Origin of the sequence: Simiduia litorea (assembly GCF_042853465.1) — a bacterium.
Lineage (GTDB): Bacteria > Pseudomonadota > Gammaproteobacteria > Pseudomonadales > Cellvibrionaceae > Simiduia > Simiduia litorea.
This window is the reverse complement of record NZ_AP031497.1, coordinates 1,680,643-1,699,113: the sequence shown is the minus strand read 5'-3', so window position 1 is coordinate 1,699,113 and position 18,471 is coordinate 1,680,643. Positions and strand designations below refer to the sequence as shown.

The following is an 18,471-nucleotide window of genomic DNA, read 5'->3' as shown; positions in this document are numbered from 1 at the left end:
CACAGCCTCGTCTCTAGTAGTGGGCAAAAAGTCTGTTTAGCACTGTACCGAAAACCGCGATGGGCAACAATCACCCATCTACTATCGGTCTATGGGGTAATCAAAACGGCCACCAGGAGGATTCTAAATCCTCGCGGCAGCCATTTAGCTGCTGGTTATAGCGATTAGCTCGCGCCGACACTTTGCGCGCCACATCTTTTAACCACGCTTTATTGTTAAAGGTGCGTCGATTAAAACCGCCGTGGCCCTCGTGATAGGCTAAATACAAATGATAGGTATCGTTCGACTTCACCTTAGACATGCGGCCGCTTTGGTAGTTATACCAACCAATAAAATCGATCGCATCGCCAAAGTCGTCGCGGTTTGACCAACTGTTGCCGCTGTTATTTTGATACCAACGCCAAGTTTCATCTTTCGCCTGCGAATAACCGTAGGCGCTGCTCGGCCGAGGGCCTGGAAAAATCCACAATATTTTTGTTCTTGGCGGCTGGGCCTTGGCCACGAACCGACTCTCTTGATGCATGATCGCCATCATTGAGGCGATGGGTGACTTCCACCGCTTTTCCGCGTTCTTTGCATCGTCATACCAATCGTCTTTTTCACGAAAAATGTCACAGAGATTATCGGGATTGCGCGGTGGCGACGTCGTGCACGCCGCATTCAAAAACAGCGTGCACAACAAAAAAAACCATCCGCACTTAGCCATTAGCTCACACCCCACTGTGTAAATTTTTCCAATAACCCGGCTTCGTCGAGCACCTCGATACCAAGCGCTTGCGCCTTGGCCAACTTTGAACCCGCACCTGGCCCAGCTACCACCACATGAGTTTTGGCCGAGACACTACCAGCCACTTTGGCACCAAGCGCCAAGAGTTTTTCTTTCGCCTCGTCGCGACTCAAGGTTTCAAGGCTACCGGTTAACACCCAGGTTTGACCGGCGAGTAATAAGGCGTCTTTAGCAGCAGGTTCATGCTCGGGCCAAGTTACGCCGGCCGCGATTAATGCGTGCACTTGTTGACGTTGTTTTTCGTCTGCGAAAAAAGCCACAATAGACTCAGCCGACACTGGGCCTATGTCATCAATCGCTAGCAAATTCTCTTTCGACGCGCCGATTAATGCCTCAAGTTTACCAAAATGCGCGGCCAACGATCTTGCCGTTGCCTCGCCCACTTCGCGCATACCAAGACCGAATAAAAATTTAGCTAGGCTGGTTTTTTTACTGGTTTCAATGGCAGCCAGTAAATTGTCGGCAGACTTTTCTCCCATCCGCTCTAGCGCCAATAATTGCGCTCTTTTCTCGTGTAAAGAATAGAGATCGGCGATGGCAGTCACTAAACCTTCATCCACTAATTGTTCGACCAACTTATCGCCTAAGCCATCGACATCTAAGGCCTTGCGCGACACGTAATGCTTTATCCCCTCTTTCACCTGCGCCGGGCAAACGGCGCCGCCGGAGCAGCGAACTGCAGCCTCACCCTCCACTTGCACCACGGGTGATTCACAGACTGGGCAAAGACTGGGAAAAATAACCGGTCGCGCATTGGCCTGGCGTTTGCTGATAATAACCGAGGCCACTTGCGGGATCACATCGCCCGCGCGACGGACAATCACTGTGTCGCCAATCATGACGCCCAAGCGCTCGATTTCATCGCGATTGTGCAGCGTTGCATTCGACACAGTCACACCGCCAACGAACACCGGTTCTAACCGCGCCACAGGTGTAATCGCACCGGTCCTTCCCACCTGAAATTCCACATCTAACAGCTGGGTCATTTCTTCTTGTGCGGGAAATTTATGGGCAATCGCCCAGCGCGGCGCGCGTGCAACAAAACCCAACTGTTGTTGTAGGGCGCGGTGATTGACTTTAAACACAATACCGTCGATGTCGTAACTCAAGCCTTGGCGTTTTTCACCCAACTCAGCAAAATAGGCCAAGCAACCCTGTACGCCCATTACGGCGCGCATTTCTGCGTTAATTAAAAAACCCCAAGTACTTAAGGCCAGTAATACATCGGTGTGGCGCTCAGGTAAGTCGGCGCCTTCAACCAAGCCAACGTTATAGCAGCAAAATTGCAGTGGCCGGCTGGCGGTAATTTTAGGATCGAGCTGACGCAAACTTCCCGCCGCGGCGTTACGCGGATTGACGAAGGTTTTTTCGCCGCGCTCGCGGGCCTTTTCATTGAGCAAATCAAAACCGGCCCGCGGCATATAGATTTCACCCCGCACCTCTAACACCGGCGGAAAACCTTGGCCTTGTAAACGCAAAGGCACAGAGCCGATGGTGCGCACATTGACGGTAATATCTTCGCCCACGGCACCATCGCCACGGGTAGCCGCCTGCACCAACAGTCCATCTCGGTACAGCAAACTCACGGCGATGCCATCCAATTTTGGTTCGCAGGCATACTCAATATCGTCTTTACTTTTTAAACGATCTTGTAGGCGCTTATTAAAATCGAGCATGTCTTGTTCGTCGAAGGCATTATCGAGCGACAACATGGGTACTGCGTGCGTCACTTGCGAAAAGGCGCTGAGTGGCTCCGCTCCCACGCGCTGACTGGGCGAGTCGGCACTAACCCACTCAGGTTGCTGGGCTTCAATATTTTGTAAACGCTGCATCAGGCGATCGTATTCGACATCCGGCAACTGCGGATCATCCAACACATAATAGCGATAGTTGTGGTAATTCAACTGTGACTTCAAGGCTTCGTATTCAGCCAACAAGGTTTCAACACTCATACATTTTCTTATGTAAAAAAGGCGCCGTAGCGCCTTAGATGTTTATTGACGGGCTTTGGCAAGCTGTTGCTTGCGCTCGTATTCCGAGACCCGGGCTCGATTATGTTCTATGGTTTGCGCTGTTAAGGTGCTGTGCTGTTCATCGCGCAATTCACCGCCTAAATCTTCGGCCAAAAATCTGGCCGCTTTTACCATAGCTTCATAGGCCGGCAAACTCTCTGCCTCGGACGGCAAAGTCATGAATAAACTCAGGCCCGGCGTTTCAATTTGATCCATCTTGTGCAGATCAAATACACCAGGCTGCACCATATTCACTAAACTAAATTGAATGGCACCTTCGCCATCAAGATCCTCATGCATATGAAAAATCTTGCGCGAACCAAAGCGCATGCCGGCGGTTAAGATCGCGTCTTTTATCGCCTCGCCAATAAACACCTCGCCTTTTGGCGCCATCACATTAATCACGAACACTTCTTCGGGCTCGACCTCGTCGATACCCTCGTCTGCCGCGGTAAAACTTGTGGTAGTCGGCTCTTGTGTTTTCACTGGGTCGCTGCGGCCAGAAAACAGCACTTTATCGTAATCGTCCTGCTCGTCTTCAACAACGTCATCCTCTGTTTCAATCGCATCGGCCGCATCAATCTCATCATCTACATCGGCGCGGGCGCTGAAACTCGGCTCACGCCGGTTTTCATCATCGTCAAATATATCCAAAGGCTCGGCCGCTGGATCGTCGTCAACATTCATCAACAAGGGCACATGCTGATCCAAATCCAATTCAGCTTGGGTAACCGGCGGCGCAACAGGCTTGGCAGGTTTTGTTGGGGTTGCTTTAGCCGCTGGCGCCTTAGCGGCAGGTTTTGTGGGCTGCGGGCTGGGAGCCTTTTGTTTCGCCGCCAGTGCTTCGCGCTTAGCCACAACGCGTGCGCCACCGTTTGGCAACTCGCTGCCGTAAGCCGCTAGGTCATCCTTATTGGTGCCCTTGTGCATGCTCAGTGACATTTTCATGTCGCCGCGTTTAGCCGCGCGCATGCGCCTAAGGCCATCCAGTAATACGCCGATAATCAAACAAGCGATAATGACAGTTAACCATTCACGCATGGCGAAATCCTTTCGTAGCGTCAGTAGTAAAGTCTTTCATAATTTGCGTCGAACACATCTCAGTTATTAATTAGGACGCAGCAAGTTCAGCTGCTTCCTCCACATCCACTGTTACCAAGCGAGACACACCAGGCTCATGCATAGTCACACCCAGTAATTGATGCGCCATCTCCATGGCAATCTTATTATGGGTAATATAAATAAACTGTACATGGGCCGACATCTCTTCAACCATGCGCGCATATCGACCTACGTTTGCATCATCGAGTGGCGCATCCACCTCATCCAACATACAGAAAGGTGCTGGGTTCAAGCGGAAAATAGAGAATACCAAGGCAATGGCCGTGAGCGCTTTTTCACCACCGCTGAGCAAGTGTATGGTGCTGTTTCGCTTGCCCGGTGGCCGCGCCATGATGGCGATACCCGTGTCTAATAAATCTTCGCCGGTTAACTCTAAATAGGCGTGACCGCCACCGAACACTTTCGGGAAAAGCTCTTGTAAACCGCTGTTGACCTGATCAAAGGTTTCTTTAAAGCGGGTGCGAGTTTCGCGATCGATACGGCGAATCGCGTTTTCCAAGGTGTCCAGCGCTTCCATCAAATCGGCATTCTGCGCATCCAAATAATGTTTGCGCTCGGATTCTGATTTGTATTCTTCAATGGCTGCCAAGTTAATGGGGCCTAAGCGCGTGATGCGATTGCCGATTTGCTCCAGCGTCTGCACCATGGGCTCTTCTTGTGCGTCTTCGGGCAGGGCTTCCAGCAGCGCCTCCAGCTCGAACTCTTCTTCTTTGAGCTGGTTTTCGAAACCTTGCTTCTGCACTTCCAAGGTTTGTGCCGCCAGGCGTTCTTGCTCCAAGTTGCCGCGCACTTTTTGCACGTCTTGCTCGGCGCGGTTGCGCTGCTGTTCGGCAGCGCGTAAATCGTGCTCTACCGTTTCTAACGCTTTGCGGGCGGTACCCAACTCGGCTTCAATGCTGACACGCTTTTCCAGCAGCGCTTCAAGCTCGAGTTTGTACTCTTCGATTGGATCGTGATTATCCGACAAGGCCGCTTCAAGCTGCTCGCGACGCTCGGACAAGCGCACCGACTGCTCCTGCAAGCGCGACATACCGGATTGAATCGCTTGCAACTGGGTGCGTAGCGATTGCACGCGCATGGCCAGTTCATGGCTGCGATCTTTATCGTGACGGGCCTTTTGCCTCGCTTCATCCAACTTGGCGCGAATACCATCGCGTCGCGTCATTAATTCCTCGCGCTTACCGGTATCGCGCTCCATGGCATCGATGGCCTCTTCCAAGGTCATTCGCGCCTCGGAGAGATTCTCCGCCTCTAGCTCCATTTGTTCGCGCGCTTCGCTCACTTCCGAGGTGATGCGTTTTTTGCGCTCAAGAATTTGCTCTACCCGCACCTGCCGGCCAGACAGCTGCGCCTTTAATTCACTAAACCGCTTGCCGTGCTCATCTAAGGCGCGGCGCAACTGCTCGCGGCTTTGCTCAAGTTCTTTCAAGCGCTCGCGGCCAAGGCTTTGTTGTTCGGACTGGCTGGCAACTAACGCTTCTAGCTCGGTAATTTCCGCAGAAATTTCCTCCAGCTCTTGCTTGCGCGCGATCACACCGGCAGTGGCATCGGTATCGCGCACAACACGCAGCCAGTTGGGGCCAATCCAGATGGCATCTTTGGTGATAACCGATTCGTTAGCGCTCAGGTTTGAACGCAGTGCCAAGGCCTCGGCTAAGGATTCCACCGCGTAAACTTGACCCACCAAAGACGCGATGCTGACATCGGCTTCAATAAAGGAATCTAAGGTGGTGGCCTTGGTCGACGCCGCAGCTGTCACTTGCGCCGAGCCATCAACTAACAACAACTGGCCTTGGGTTAGGCTGTCTAATACCGCCGCAACAGAATCTAAACCATCGGTGCACACGGCCTGCAAATTATTGCCCAGCACGGTTTCCACCGCTTTATCCCAGCCGTCGCGCACGCGCAAGCCTTCGGCTAAACGCGGTTTGTCTGCGAGGTTTTGATTTTCCAACCAGCGCGTCACTACCTTGTTTTGCTCGCCTAGGGCTGCCTGCTGCAAGGCTTCGAGCGACGCATGGCGGCCGCGCAAGGTTTGCAAACGGCTTTTCTTTTCATCCAGCGTGTTGCTAATCTGGTTGTTGGCTTCGCGCAGCTCGTTAATGTCGTCGCCAATTTGCTCATTGCGATCGCGCTTCTCTTCGCCGTCGAGTTCAAGCTCAGATAACTGTTCGCTCAACTCGGCAATTTCTTCTTCCACATCGCCGGCGGTGAGTTGCGATTTTTCTTCATCGAGCTTGCGAATGCGCTCGAGCAAACGCGATTGCACCTGCTCTAAATGCTGAATGCGCGACTGCTGTACCTCGGCTTTTTGCCGCGGTTCAGATGCGCGTTGGTTAAATTCGTCCCACTCCATTTGCCACTGCTGCATCTGCTCTTCAGCTTCCAACAACAACTCGCCAGAGTTATCGCCGGCCGATTGCACCATTTCTAATTCTGGTTCAATTTCCAACAACTCGGCCTGCCAGCCCTCGGCTTTATCGGAATCCAAGCGCAAGTGTTCTTCTGCTTCTTTGCAGTCTCGGCGGGTTTGCTCAAGATCGACCGTCAACTGGCGCACGCGATCTTGGGTGTGGGTAATGGTTTGTTCGATGCGGGCAATGTCTGAGCCAATAGCGTAATAACGACCCTGCACTTCGTTAAACTTGTCGCCAAGTTCTGTGTACTGCACCCGATATTTTTCGATCAACGTGTCTTTATTCACTTGCGCCGACACGAAGGCTTCGACATCAACTTCCAACTCGCGAATAGCCGTGCGCTTCACTGCCACTTGCTCCGCCAACACGCGGTAGCGCAAGGCTTGCAATTGCGCTTTTAACTCGCGCTCTTCTTTTTTGTACTCGCCGTATTTTTCCGCCGCTTGGGCTTGGCGTTCAAGGCGCGATATTTGGCGCTCTAACTCGTCGCGAATATCGGTTAAGCGCTCGAGGTTTTCATGGGTGCGACGAATCCGGTTTTCGGTATCGCGACGGCGCTCTTTGTACTTGGAAATACCGGCCGCTTCCTCGATGAAAATACGCAGATCTTCTGGCCGCGCTTCGATCAAACGGGAGATCATGCCCTGCTCGATAATCGCATAGGAGCGCGGGCCTAGGCCGGTGCCCAAGAAGATATCGGTGATGTCGCGGCGCCGGCACTTGTTGCCGTTTAGGTAGTAAAAGTTTTGCGAGTCGCGGGTCACCTTGCGGCGAATAGAGATTTCGGCGTAGCTGGCGTATTCGCCCAGTAACTTGCCTTCCGAGTTATCGAATACCAATTCGATGGAGGCCTGCCCCACCGGCTTGCGGCCAGCTGAGCCATTAAAAATAACATCGGTCATGTTCTCGCCGCGCAGGTTCTTCGCGGAAGACTCACCCATCACCCAGCGCACGGCATCAATAATGTTTGATTTGCCACAACCGTTCGGGCCGACCACGGCACCTAAGTTGGACGGGAAATTTACGGTGGTTGGGTCCACGAAGGATTTGAACCCGGCCAGCTTGATACATTTAAGCCGCATGAAACAGTTTCACTCTTTAAATAAGGTACTGATTTTTCTATATTTATGGGCAGTTAAACCTTACGGGAGGCAGCCGACCAGCGCGTCCATGACGCGCCTAGGAGGCTGTCCCTGCCGGCCATGTTTTGGCGCCCAAAGATGGGGCGATTCTACACAGAAGTCGCCCCCATTTCATCCTACTGTGGCACTTGAGTGGCAATCTCTAAATCCAGCGCCACACTGCCCTGCGCTAGGCTCACAGGCCCTGTTGCAGCCTGCCAATCGCCGGGTTGCGGCGCCGGGCTGCCAGACGCGGATAACCGTGCAATCACTTCTAATTCCCCGGCGCTAGACAGAGACATGCCGGCCATCATCGCCATGCTGTCGTCCAAAGTCACCGTTAACGGCAAGCTATTGGCATTCAGGCGCTGAATCGCTAGTGGCATTTTCGCCCCCTGCCAAGCGCGTGCGTAGACAAATAAGGTTTGCCCCTTTAGCGGCACCTGACTGGCGGCGGTAACCCGCACTTGAATGCTCGGCTTAGCGCTTGCATCGGGCTGACTCGCCGGTGCTTGGGCGCCAGCCACCTGTTCGCTTGCGGCCGCATCGCCACCTAATGCCGCTTGGGCGCGGGCTACGCCACCTTGCAGCGCATTGTAGGCTGGGCTGCCGGGCGTGGATTTAGACATGGCCTTCTGCCACAGATCTATGGCCTCTTGGTAGCGTTTTTGCTCGAAGGCATCGATGCCCGCCAAGCCCAACGAGGTGCCATTTTCCGGGTTGAGCTGCAGGGCGCGCTGGTTGATCTTGCGCACCTCCGGCGTCATTTGGTTATTCGATGCCAAAAACAGCGCCTGTGCCATTTCCGCCACCACTTCGGCCGCCTCCGGCTCGCGATTCACCACCTCTAAATACGCCATGGTGGCATCGGCGTACTGGCCAAGCTCCATATATAGGCGCGCAAGCATGAACCAGTTCTGGGTATTTTCTGGGTCTTTGGCCACTGTGCCGCGCAACACCTGCACCACCTGTTCCGCATCTTGGGGGCTGTCGATATGCTGCATCATGCCCCGCAGCGCCACTTCTTGGCTGGCGCCATGCTGCCAATACCAAAGCCCAGCGGCAACGGGCAAGAGCACCGCCGCCAGTAATAGCACCCAAAGGCTGGTATTGACGGTGCTCTTCGCCGGCGCAAGGGTGTCGGCTTCTCGGGTGTCGTCTAACAACAAAAAATTCAGCTCGTCGAGCATGGCTTGGTGAGATTGCTGATCCAACTCGCCCGCCGCCAATTGTGCATCCAACTCGACCTTGCGGCCTTGGTAGATAGAGATATTGGTCTCGCCCCGCCCTGCTGCCGCGCTTTGGCCTTTAAAAAGCAATGGCCATAAGATAAAAACGCCCGCCACCAACGCCATCAGCAGCGCCGCTATCCAAAATACAGTCATCTACTTTTCCTATTACTTCTTCTTTAATAGCGCGTCGAGTCGCGCCTGATCGTCGGCGCTAATAACAGCCGGCGTTGTGGCCTTGCGACGATTAGCCCAACCCAGCGCCACCACAACAATCAAACCCAAGCCGAGCAACACCAAGGGCGCGCCCCAGAGCAGATAGGTATTCCACTGCACCCGCGGCTTATAGAGGATAAAATCGCCGTAGCGCGCCACCATGAAATCCACAATTTCTTCATCCGTCTTACCCTCGTCGAGCAGCCGATACAGCTCTTTGCGCAAATCGCCAGCAATGGGCGAATCGGAACCGGCGAGGTTTTGGTTCTGACACTTAGGGCAGCGCATTTCCTCCACAAACACTAAATAGCGCGCGCGCAGGCTTTCATCTTTAAACTCGTAAACGTCGATCACCGCCTGGGCACCTAAAGACGCCAACAAACACGCCACACCCAACAGCAACAGGGCGCCTATTTTCGACACCCTAGCCCCTGCGTTAGCCACCCTGTTAGTACCAATAGCCACCGGCATTCCTCTTTCACAGCCCAAAAAGTAGCGCGGAGTATAACAACGCCACTGAGCAACGCCTACACACCAATGTCAGCAGCACCAAAGTCGGCGAACACCCTATAAAAAACCCAACTTGGTTGTTGACCTAGGTGGATTAATCAGTAGAATACGCGGCTCTTGAACAACGGGTGGTTAGCTCAGTTGGTAGAGCGGCGCCCTTACAAGGCGTAGGTCACAGGTTCGACCCCTGTACCACCCACCATATAAGGCAGTACGTAACATTAGTTACTTACGCCAACCGGTTATGCGGACCGGTAGTTCAGTTGGTTAGAATGCCGGCCTGTCACGCCGGAGGTCGCGGGTTCGAGTCCCGTCCGGTCCGCCAGTACAAACAAAAAAGCCCTCCTCGCGAGGGCTTTTTTGTTTGTGTTGGTGGCCCGGACGGGTGCGAGAGACCGCGCTCGGGTTCGACAAATTCGTCAGGAACGAATTTGGGCAACGGCTGATAAGCCGTTGGGGCAACGCCCCGAGGGCAGGACGCCCGAGTCATTCCCGTCCGGTTCGCCGAAGCCCGACTCTCGCTACAATCTCACTTTAGAACTGAGCCCCCTTTTAACTACCCCTTCAAAGGCCACAACCTTACAGCCCACACCCGCGCTCGGGTTCGATCAGCTTGTTGGGAACAAATTGAGACAACAGCTTTGCTGTTGGGGCAAAGCCCCGAGGATCACGATGAACCGAGTCACTATTCGTCAGGAACGAATTTGGGCAACCAATTAAAAACCGCAACCACACCAAAGCTCGTGCCAATCCCCAGCACCACCTAAACCTTTGCCACTCCATCACCAAAAGTAGGCGGCCTTAGGCGATACATCCCTGTCCTGAGTCGCTCTCAGGCCATACCGTCAAGCGGCACCGAGGTCCATTGCCTTTGCAATATGATGGGGCGCCTTAATTTGAAATGTCGGAATGAATACAAAGGAGTTGCAGGAATTAAGATGGGCGTCCAGCTAATTAATATTCAAGCTGAATTTTCCGTTTTCAGGAAGGGATTTCCGTACGGGGGATATATGCCTCCGAGGCGTATTATTTTGCGCCCGAGTCTGAAAATTGTGATAACTTCTTGAAATTAAAGGGATAGCTGGCGCTGGCACGATAGCTCCGCTCTGGATATATGCCTCGGAGGCGTAATATATTACGCCTCCGAGGCACTGAATAAGGCTGTTAAGTTTTAGAAGATGCTAAAGATTACGACTAAAGATTATCCAGGTGAATACTTTGTTCAGAGTGAATGCAGTAGTAGAGTTTCGTTCTTCCGAACATTGTCGGGCGCGGAATTTCATGGTTGCACTAACGGTAGACTTAAGATAATCGGAAGTAAAATACTTCTTTCCGGAGAAGAAGTCGGAAGGTTTAAGCAAGTACTGTGGACTTTTACAAACTATTTTGAATTCAATGTTTGTGAGCGAAATTATCGCATTGTAGGCTATGTAGGAACGCATAAGCTGAGTTTAGAATGCAACAATGAGCCTATCGCTGAAATCGACTTTAGCAGCCACGAGATGATATTGTTTCAGGAAAAATATGGCTGGGCGGAAATAAAACCTCTTTTCAAAGGCCATGATATTGCCCTACTTGTATCTCTTTATTCTTTGGAAAAAAGGATTAGGCCTAGTGAAAATGGGTAAAAACTTAACAAGGGCAGCCAAGTTCGCAGCTATCGCTGCTGGACTCGCTAACGCTCGCCCTTGCCACCGGCGTTAGCTATACGGAGAATTATGAGATATAAAATTGCATTAACTTTAGTTCTATTTTCTACAAGTTTGTTTGCAGGCTCTGTAGTACCAGTGTTAAATGGAACATGTTCGGAAGTAAGGGAAATATATAATTTTATACCTGATTCTCATGGAGGTGGTTTAGGAAAAGTAGAGTTCAGTAGCTATGAGGCGAACGTAGGTGTATTTTGTAAAAAAGAAGTTTTCGAAAGCGCAATAGTCCTGTTTGAATTTCAAAATCTATCTGAGGCGTCAGCAATATTTAACAGTTTAGAGCTATCTATTATTGACCAGTACGGTGGATATGATGAATTGCTTACACAACAATATGTCCAGGCTTTTTTACCGTTTGAACTAGTTGATAAAAAGTCTGGTGTTGTAGGAACGAAGGCCCAGCTTGAATGGGGGTCTAAAGTTAATAATCTCTCACTTAGCCTTATTAAATCGGGTGAGAGTTGGATTGTAAGTATATCTTTTGATGCAAAGTAAATTAGCTAACAAGCGTAGCCAGCCGATTTAGACCTGCACCACTTTAACGGACAGTAAATTACTAATCCGCTAAAGGGGTTCACAATGGGAATAACGAATAAAAGTCACTACGACAGCTATACCTTGGCCTACAAGATAAATGCAGTCAAACTCAGTAAGCGCAAGCACGTTAAGGCGATAGACGTCGCAGAAGCGCTGGGGATTCATCCAGTCATGCTGTATCGTTGGCGACAAGAATTTAAAGAAGGTCGCCTTTCCGAGAATAAGTATATGGTTGTCAAATCACCACCTAAACCCTCCAAAGAAGATCAGCAGGCATTGCAGTCGGCTAAAACACGCATCAAAGAACTCGAAAAACGTTTGGCAGCTAAAGAGGAAGAGGTAAATATCCTAAAAAAGGCCAAACGGTTCTTCTTGGATCAGCGCAAGAAAGATACGCGTTCATAGAGAAGAACCGAGACAGCCACAAAATTGTAGCTATGTGTGATTACCTCGACGTTTCACCAAGCGGTTATTATGACTGGCGGAATCGCGATACAAGCGATCACGCTCAGTACGATGAAGTTCTGGCTGCCCAAATTAAGGAAACGCATGTCGGTCATAAACGTAATTACGGCGCTGTTCGTGTGCACCCATATTTAAAGAGTTTGGGTTATTCGTGCAGCCGCAGGCGCATTAATCGTTTGATGCAAGTTAATGGCATTAAGTCGATATACCATGCATATAGGCAGAGGCGCGCCAGCGGTAGCAGCTCCCTGGTGGCAGAAAATGTACTGGCGACACAAGATAAAGCGATTGCTTTCGGCGAGCATTGGGCTGGGGATATGACCTACCTAAAAACAGGAGAAGGCCCTATGTACATGGCGGCTGTTCTGGATCTATTTACACGAAAAGTTATTGGCTGGGGTTTCTCGCGCTATCATGATACCGACTTGGTTAGCGGCGCATTAAAGATGTCGCTAATATCTGAGAGCGTAAAGGTAGGTTGCATCTTCCATAGTGACCAGGGTTCTGAATACTGTTCAGAAGCATATCAGCGGATTGTTACGAATGCTGGAATGGTCAGTAGCATGAGTCGCGCCGGCACGCCAACAGATAATGCATACGTAGAATCATTTTTTAAGACACTAAAAAATGAGTTGGCACATCATTGGAAATTCAGGACGATGGTCGAATGCGTGGCTAGAATTGTTGATTATGTTGAGTTTTACAACGAGGATCGACTACACTCGAGCTTAAATTATGTGTCACCTAAAACGTATCAAACAAAGAATGCTTAGTGTCCGTGAAAGTGGTGCAAGTCTAATTCGCTACGCTCTCGGCTGCTACGGGCGTTAAGTGTCATCATGGATAAGAATATCTCACCAGTCGGCTGGTACATCGGAACATACTTGGCAAGATTCATCGAGATAGAAGATGAGAGTAACGATGATCCCGAGACCAGATTTGCAACGTGGGAAAACACAGTTATTGTGAAGGCTCTGACTCTTGAGGAGGCCTTTGAAAAGATTGAGCGAATTGGTATCGAGCATGCTGAACCGTATAAAGGCGGAGAAACAGGTGTTCCAGTCCAATGGGAGTATCTCGGTATAATTGATCTGCTGCCAATTTACGAAGAATTGGAAGATGGCTCAGAGGTCATGTGGGCATCCAACCATCCTAAGAAGCTTAAAAATCTCAAGGCAATTGTTAAAGATGTCAGTGCATTTAAAGAGTAAACAGATTAATCAAAGGTCGCCTACGGCTGGACGCGTTAACGCGCGCCCTTTATTAAGGCGTTAAATTCAAGCACAGGTAAATAAATGCGCTCAATATTATTTCTGTTCTTCACTTCCATTTCGTTTTGCGCTATCGCCGATGGCGACAGCTTAGGTGGAAAAATTATTCACATTGCCTCAGTTGGTGAAGCAATTCTTTTCAAAATTGGTGGCAACACAGAAAGCACTCGCCCAGCTTGTGCTACGTCAGGGCGCTTTGCCGTTCATAAAGATAGCGCTCACGCATCTGTTGTACTTACAGCATTTGCCACATCAAAAACTTTATATAACGTTAAGGGTTCAGGCGTATGTAATCTCTGGGGTAACTCAGAGGACGTTCGATGGGTTGAGGTCTGCCCTCTTTCTGGCTGCCAGTAAATGAATTTAACTAGGCGCACAATTTCATTCCGGCCATTCTGGCCCCCATCGAAATCAAAGGATCAGATTCCTTGAAAACTTACCAATAGACACCCAACAGATTTTAATCCAACGCCAGCCCCACTACCCGACCCTTCTAGTCACATAATTGCCGGCATAACTTATTCGCATCAACCAAGAGCGCGAAAGCCCGTAAAAAATGAAGGTGAACATCCGCGGGTATTTTACTTTACCCTTCACCTAGTATAATCTCCGACTGTCAAGCCCTGCAGGCCATGCCATTAGAACTTGCACTGCAGGTATTTATCCACTTTTCCAAACCGTTGATTTTATGCGAAAATTAGTCATCCTCATAGTTTCTATTTTTCTCTTATCCTGCGCTACAGAATCAACAAAAGAGTCGATAAAATTAAGCGTCTCGGTTGAGGAAATGGCTAAGGCCATACAAGGCTTTAGAAGCTCTAACGGTGACCTTCTTTTCTTATTAACGATCGACAGAAAAGGCAAGGTAATCAAGTCTGATTTTATTGAAGGCAAAGTAAAATACCTTGATAAACAAAGAATAAAGACAATAGGCTTCCATATCAGACAGAAAATTACTTATCCTCCAGCCGCGCCAAGTGAAGCTGAATTCAGGCAGACTTTTTTCATTACGAAATACACATCAGAAGTTGAAAATAGTTAGCTATTCGGTTTAAGTGAACGCCGACCTACCATTTCGACTCTGTTAATTAAGAAGGCGTCGGAGTAAACCTACCCTGACCAAAAAGATATAAATCATTAGTAAACACCACCAACACACCATAGTGTCGGTCACCAAACGGTACCAAAATGGAATTCACATATCGTGAGGATACATTCCCGCAAATGAAGCGAAGAATGTTATTTAGAGGTTTTTCTCTATTTATTCTATCTACAGTATGTGCGCTCACATACTGGCATTCAACCCCTTGGTATCTATCAATTCTACCTGCTTCGGTGCTAATACTATTTTCTTTATCTGATCTATTTAGCATCAAGAGAGTGGAAAAATATCGCAAGGCGATCAAGGTAATCTTAGATAATATGGGTATAACTATCTGCGCATATGGGACTAGACCACTCACCTTTAAGTGGGACGCCATCAGCATCACAAAGGAGAACTCTTCGAATGGCACACTTAAGAGTTTTACTATAAAAACTGGTGATAGATACTTAAAGGAATTTGAGTTTACTAACGAGCTCTGCTTGTTTTCTGAGCTACACAGGGAGGTTTGCAACCGTCTCCGCACTTAACACATAGACATAGCGGGTTTGCCAAGGATAAAGAACACGATGAAAGCCATATTTTTATTACAACACCTACACGTAATATCTGAAGATAACGAATGCTGGAAAATAATCGGCCTCTATACTAGTGGAGAAAGGGCCGCCTGCGCAATCAAAAGACTTTCAACTCAACCAGGCTTCTCTGACTTTCCAAAACTTATCAACCCCCTAGAAGATGACGAGAGAAGTGGATTCTACATAGATAAATATGAAATTGGAAAAGACCACTGGGCAGAAGGATTCGTCACAATATAATGTTTTTCAAAACAACAAACACGCAACTATTAATTCCAATTGTAGCCATTCTGGCCGGCTGTGCGGTAGATAAACCTGTGATAACAGACCAGCAAAAGCTAGAGCATTTAAGGCAAAATACGTTTATTAATCGCTACAACACCATAGAAAAAGAAGAGATCGTTTTATACGCAATCGATCGACTCATTCAACATGATGAGAGCTACTGCCTAAATGGAGACAATACTTTTAATGCCAAAACCGTCATTGAAAGACTAACATCCAAAGGTATTGACTCAAAAACCTGCAAAGAAGACGGCGTCAGGATAAATTTCGTTGATGTTTTTGAACCAGAAATCGGTTTATATACCTTTAAATATATAGTTTGGGCGGGGCCGCTAGCGACATCAGCTCACCAATGCAAAATGCAGCTTACAAGCCTAACCTCCGAAACCGAGATAAAATGCAAGCTCATCTGGATATATTAAAGGCGATATAACTAAGAGAAAATATTCATTAGCGTCAATATTAGCTCCTGACTTAGATAGTGAAATAGAATCATGTAGCCGAGCAATATCAAAATTCCATTTCACAACAACGCTGGATAACAGGCTTAGTTCCTTACGACATAGCGGGCCAAATACACATATAGAGACACTAGGTGATCACCAGAGAATGAACGAATCAGACAACAAAGTAGAATGTGATATTCACGGAAAAACCGATGCTACTTTTTTATGCGCGCATTTGGTTAAAGGTGAAAAACTAGGGTTTAACCTTGGATATGACCCAGAAAACCCCAACAACCTATGGCCGGATGCTTGGTGTGACGAATGTGAAAAAGTGCTTGACACTGAAGATGAATGGAATGATCAATCTGAAAAATTCGCAGATATTAAGCTATTGTGCGTTCAATGCTACGAGGATATACGCGACCGAAATTGGGTTCAGGGCGACAGCATTTTCCACGAACTGGTTAAAACGAGCATTAGTTTTATCGAACCAAGGCATAAAGAATTTCTTACTAAATACCAAATCGATTCACACGAAAGATGGGATTGGTATCAAGAAACCGCAAAACTAGTGTTTTCCCACAACGGAGAGCCCCAAGTGGAAGCAGACATTCATTTTTCTGGCACTTACCCCACAAAGTCAGAAACGTGGATGTGGGCCTGGGCCAACGAAAACCTTGATGAGAAAGTTAAAACTTCCGCTAGAGAGATAAAGGTTATAGGCGAAGAACTTGGACTCAAGCAGTTAGTTGCCGGTCGCTTTACTACTACTGAAGTTGATGACTGGGAAATGACTTCGATTCTAGCTAAGCATTTAAATGCAATTGGGGTATATCGCACACCAAGTGAAAATGGCTTTACTTACATGGCCATTACGAAGGCCCACTGGGTCAACAATGGCAGTATTGCCTAACTGCCGGGCATCGAAATGTTTGAACCTAGAGGCCAAAAGATATTTGAGTGCCAGCCTAATCGTTAACTACTTTTAACCTATTACAGCCGAGCCACCCCATGAAAACAAAAGCCCTAAAACACCTACTCCTAATCGCCTCAGCAATTACCCTAGCAGCAAGCTCAGTATCAGCCCAACAAAACCAACCCCCAGAAACAACCAAAGCATTTATTACCGAAGCACCTGCAGGCGCATATAAAATAGACCTCTCCCATGCTGACCTCACCTTTCGCGTCAACCATTTGGGCTTTTCTCTATACACAGCGCGGTTCACAGGCTTCACTGCGCAACTGCATTTTGACCCGGCCAACCCAAAAGCAATGAGCGTGACCGCCACTATCGACCCACGCTCGCTTGCGCTGCCTTCACCGCCAGAGGGATTTCTCGAAACACTACTAAGCCCCGAATGGCTGGATGCAGCCCAATTTGGTCAGATCACATTCCGCTCCACTCAGGTAGAACCCACACATGCCAACGCCGTGCGAATCACCGGCGACCTGACACTCCATGGGATTACAAAACCGGTTATTCTCGATGCGAAATTTAACGGCGGTTATGCCGGCCACCCCTATGACCCAAATGGCCGAGTGGGGTTTTCCGCTAAGGGTCACTTTAACCGATCAGATTTCGGGATTAGGTATGGCATACCAGCACCGGGAACTACCATGGGCGTGGGTGATAAGGTTGAAGTGATTATCGAAGCAGAATTTACCGGCCCACCGCTCAAAATAGCTCAATGAAATCAATGTAAACCTATACACAGCCCACGATACCAATATATGAGAATTTCAGCTTGAAGGATTAGGACAATCAGAGTCACCTACAGAAGAAGGCAAAAACAGACAGCTAGAACCTATCAGTTCCGACTCAATCCCGCTCATTGCTCTAAAAACTAGAACCGCCCCGCTTAACATAAAAAGAAACATACACTATTGCTCACAAATACACTGGTACAACTCAGAGAATTCAGCACGCTTTATTAAGCCAAATAATGGATCATTAATTTTGTTGATGCTTTTATCTAGATCATCCAAGTCACTTTTTTGCAGCTGCTTTTTTGCGTAAGGAAAAATAATTGCTTCCTCTAAGCTCATATGCTTTTGAAGTTGGTGAATGTAATCTTTGCAAGCTATATGTAAATCACTCTTATCTATGGTGATGGTGTTTGTTTCGACATCCATTAACAACCCTTGAAGCCTTTCGCTCTTTTGATAAAGTATTTCGTGCTGCGATTCAACCTCTTTTACCGCCTGACTCACTTCAGGATCATCAATACACAAATAAGCGAACACTTTTTCTTCGGCAGGATGGTGAAAAACGTCTTGGTAAGTCGTCATATATAACAGTATATTTTGCCATTTGAAGTAATTTGGCTCTGAGTCACTCCGTTTTAATACCTCTAACTCCCTTTCGAAAAGCTCCAGCAATTTCACCACGTTTATATGATCTGTGTGCAACTGATCTAGAATAGTAGCCATTTCTAACCTCGCGCCTGAAAAGATTCAGACCTAACTGGAGCGCCTGAATTAAACATTACCTATTCCAAAACCGAATAAACCAACAGTAACTGGCATTTTGCTTTTGGATAATTGAATATCAGGTTACTGGATGCGTACTTTCAACTATTGATACAAATCAGTTTTTCACGATAAATTCGCAACATACCACCATTGAGAAAATTAACGTGGGTGTCCCATTAGCCGGTTATGCGG

18 protein-coding genes and 2 tRNA genes are annotated in these 18,471 nt (G+C 48.6%); 13 read left to right on the top strand and 7 right to left on the bottom strand.

Annotated features, from left to right (window positions below; all coding sequences use genetic code 11):
- Positions 1–100 precede the first annotated feature (100 nt).
- The 6 genes from ACGHTT_RS07425 to ACGHTT_RS07400 form a co-directional block, all read right to left on the bottom strand.
- Positions 101–706, bottom strand: a complete 606-nt coding sequence (locus tag ACGHTT_RS07425; RefSeq protein ID WP_390594485.1) for a transglycosylase SLT domain-containing protein — start codon at positions 704–706, stop codon at positions 101–103.
- On the bottom strand, positions 706–2,739 hold the full coding sequence (gene ligA, locus ACGHTT_RS07420) for an NAD-dependent DNA ligase LigA (protein ID WP_390594484.1): 2,034 nt from the start codon (positions 2,737–2,739) through the stop codon (positions 706–708). The genes ACGHTT_RS07425 and ligA overlap by 1 nt, the downstream gene beginning before the upstream one ends.
- A 42-nt stretch (positions 2,740–2,781) precedes the next feature.
- Positions 2,782–3,840, bottom strand: coding sequence for a cell division protein ZipA (zipA, locus tag ACGHTT_RS07415; protein ID WP_390594483.1), 1,059 nt, complete (start codon positions 3,838–3,840; stop codon positions 2,782–2,784).
- A 70-nt stretch (positions 3,841–3,910) separates the two neighbouring features.
- On the bottom strand, positions 3,911–7,420 hold the full coding sequence (gene smc, locus ACGHTT_RS07410; RefSeq protein WP_390594481.1) for a chromosome segregation protein SMC: 3,510 nt from the start codon (positions 7,418–7,420) through the stop codon (positions 3,911–3,913).
- Between the two features lie 176 nt (positions 7,421–7,596).
- Complete coding sequence (gene ccmI / locus ACGHTT_RS07405) at positions 7,597–8,844, bottom strand: c-type cytochrome biogenesis protein CcmI (RefSeq protein WP_390594479.1); 1,248 nt, start codon at positions 8,842–8,844, stop codon at positions 7,597–7,599.
- 12 nt (positions 8,845–8,856) lie between these two features.
- Positions 8,857–9,327 carry a cytochrome c-type biogenesis protein gene (locus tag ACGHTT_RS07400; RefSeq protein ID WP_390594478.1) on the bottom strand — a complete coding sequence of 157 codons (471 nt, stop codon included), beginning with the start codon at positions 9,325–9,327 and terminating at the stop codon, positions 8,857–8,859.
- Positions 9,328–9,540: 213 nt separating this feature from the next.
- On the opposite strand from ACGHTT_RS07400, the gene ACGHTT_RS07395 reads away from it, so the two are divergent.
- The 13 genes from ACGHTT_RS07395 (at position 9,541) to ACGHTT_RS07335 (ending at position 17,499) form a co-directional block, all read left to right on the top strand.
- Positions 9,541–9,616: transfer RNA gene (locus ACGHTT_RS07395), tRNA-Val, on the top strand.
- A 46-nt stretch (positions 9,617–9,662) separates the two neighbouring features.
- Positions 9,663–9,739 (top strand) — tRNA-Asp (locus ACGHTT_RS07390).
- 853 nt (positions 9,740–10,592) lie between these two features.
- Positions 10,593–11,042, top strand: coding sequence for a hypothetical protein (locus tag ACGHTT_RS07385; protein ID WP_390594477.1), 450 nt, complete (start codon positions 10,593–10,595; stop codon positions 11,040–11,042).
- A gap of 90 nt (positions 11,043–11,132) precedes the next feature.
- Positions 11,133–11,618, top strand: coding sequence for a hypothetical protein (locus ACGHTT_RS07380; protein ID WP_390594476.1), 486 nt, complete (start codon positions 11,133–11,135; stop codon positions 11,616–11,618).
- 84 nt (positions 11,619–11,702) lie between these two features.
- Positions 11,703–12,065, top strand: coding sequence for a transposase (locus tag ACGHTT_RS07375; protein WP_390590745.1), 363 nt, complete (start codon positions 11,703–11,705; stop codon positions 12,063–12,065).
- Complete coding sequence (locus ACGHTT_RS07370; RefSeq protein ID WP_390594989.1) at positions 12,062–12,898, top strand: IS3 family transposase; 837 nt, start codon at positions 12,062–12,064, stop codon at positions 12,896–12,898. Before ACGHTT_RS07375 ends, ACGHTT_RS07370 begins: the two co-directional genes overlap by 4 nt.
- Positions 12,899–12,964: 66 nt before the next feature.
- Positions 12,965–13,336 carry a DUF4288 domain-containing protein gene (locus ACGHTT_RS07365; RefSeq protein WP_390594475.1) on the top strand — a complete coding sequence of 124 codons (372 nt, stop codon included), beginning with the start codon at positions 12,965–12,967 and terminating at the stop codon, positions 13,334–13,336.
- An 84-nt stretch (positions 13,337–13,420) separates the two neighbouring features.
- A complete protein-coding gene (locus tag ACGHTT_RS07360) occupies positions 13,421–13,753 on the top strand; it encodes a hypothetical protein (protein WP_390594474.1) in 333 nt (110 codons plus the stop codon).
- A 331-nt stretch (positions 13,754–14,084) separates the two neighbouring features.
- Positions 14,085–14,438: a hypothetical protein gene (locus ACGHTT_RS07355; protein WP_390594473.1), complete on the top strand. Its 354-nt coding sequence runs from the start codon at positions 14,085–14,087 to the stop codon at positions 14,436–14,438.
- Positions 14,439–15,067: 629 nt separating this feature from the next.
- Positions 15,068–15,316: a serine kinase gene (locus ACGHTT_RS07350; protein ID WP_390594472.1), complete on the top strand. Its 249-nt coding sequence runs from the start codon at positions 15,068–15,070 to the stop codon at positions 15,314–15,316.
- Positions 15,316–15,783 carry a hypothetical protein gene (locus ACGHTT_RS07345; RefSeq protein ID WP_390594471.1) on the top strand — a complete coding sequence of 156 codons (468 nt, stop codon included), beginning with the start codon at positions 15,316–15,318 and terminating at the stop codon, positions 15,781–15,783. The genes ACGHTT_RS07350 and ACGHTT_RS07345 overlap by 1 nt, the downstream gene beginning before the upstream one ends.
- Positions 15,784–15,970: 187 nt before the next feature.
- The gene (locus ACGHTT_RS07340; RefSeq protein ID WP_390594470.1) at positions 15,971–16,720 is read left to right on the top strand and encodes a DUF6882 domain-containing protein; all 750 of its coding nucleotides are present in this window, start codon (positions 15,971–15,973) and stop codon (positions 16,718–16,720) included.
- 98 nt (positions 16,721–16,818) lie between these two features.
- Complete coding sequence (locus tag ACGHTT_RS07335) at positions 16,819–17,499, top strand: YceI family protein (protein WP_390594469.1); 681 nt, start codon at positions 16,819–16,821, stop codon at positions 17,497–17,499.
- A gap of 189 nt (positions 17,500–17,688) precedes the next feature.
- On the opposite strand, the gene ACGHTT_RS07330 is transcribed toward ACGHTT_RS07335, so the two are convergent.
- Positions 17,689–18,237 (bottom strand): hemerythrin domain-containing protein, encoded by a 549-nt coding sequence (locus ACGHTT_RS07330; RefSeq protein ID WP_390594468.1) that lies wholly within the window; start codon positions 18,235–18,237, stop codon positions 17,689–17,691.
- Positions 18,238–18,471: the final 234 nt, after the last annotated feature.

Coding starts and splice junctions, on each gene's coding strand:
- ACGHTT_RS07385 (WP_390594477.1), top strand. CDS start 10,593: ATGCTAAAGATTACGACTAAAGATTATCCAGGTGAATACTTTGTTCAG.
- ACGHTT_RS07360 (WP_390594474.1), top strand. CDS start 13,421: ATGCGCTCAATATTATTTCTGTTCTTCACTTCCATTTCGTTTTGCGCT.
- smc (WP_390594481.1), bottom strand. CDS start 7,420: ATGCGGCTTAAATGTATCAAGCTGGCCGGGTTCAAATCCTTCGTGGAC.
- ACGHTT_RS07375 (WP_390590745.1), top strand. CDS start 11,703: ATGGGAATAACGAATAAAAGTCACTACGACAGCTATACCTTGGCCTAC.
- ACGHTT_RS07345 (WP_390594471.1), top strand. CDS start 15,316: ATGTTTTTCAAAACAACAAACACGCAACTATTAATTCCAATTGTAGCC.
- ACGHTT_RS07380 (WP_390594476.1), top strand. CDS start 11,133: ATGAGATATAAAATTGCATTAACTTTAGTTCTATTTTCTACAAGTTTG.
- ACGHTT_RS07350 (WP_390594472.1), top strand. CDS start 15,068: ATGAAAGCCATATTTTTATTACAACACCTACACGTAATATCTGAAGAT.
- ACGHTT_RS07335 (WP_390594469.1), top strand. CDS start 16,819: ATGAAAACAAAAGCCCTAAAACACCTACTCCTAATCGCCTCAGCAATT.
- ccmI (WP_390594479.1), bottom strand. CDS start 8,844: ATGACTGTATTTTGGATAGCGGCGCTGCTGATGGCGTTGGTGGCGGGC.
- ACGHTT_RS07365 (WP_390594475.1), top strand. CDS start 12,965: ATGGATAAGAATATCTCACCAGTCGGCTGGTACATCGGAACATACTTG.
- zipA (WP_390594483.1), bottom strand. CDS start 3,840: ATGCGTGAATGGTTAACTGTCATTATCGCTTGTTTGATTATCGGCGTA.
- ACGHTT_RS07355 (WP_390594473.1), top strand. CDS start 14,085: ATGCGAAAATTAGTCATCCTCATAGTTTCTATTTTTCTCTTATCCTGC.
- ACGHTT_RS07340 (WP_390594470.1), top strand. CDS start 15,971: ATGAACGAATCAGACAACAAAGTAGAATGTGATATTCACGGAAAAACC.
- ligA (WP_390594484.1), bottom strand. CDS start 2,739: ATGAGTGTTGAAACCTTGTTGGCTGAATACGAAGCCTTGAAGTCACAG.
- ACGHTT_RS07425 (WP_390594485.1), bottom strand. CDS start 706: ATGGCTAAGTGCGGATGGTTTTTTTTGTTGTGCACGCTGTTTTTGAAT.
- ACGHTT_RS07330 (WP_390594468.1), bottom strand. CDS start 18,237: ATGGCTACTATTCTAGATCAGTTGCACACAGATCATATAAACGTGGTG.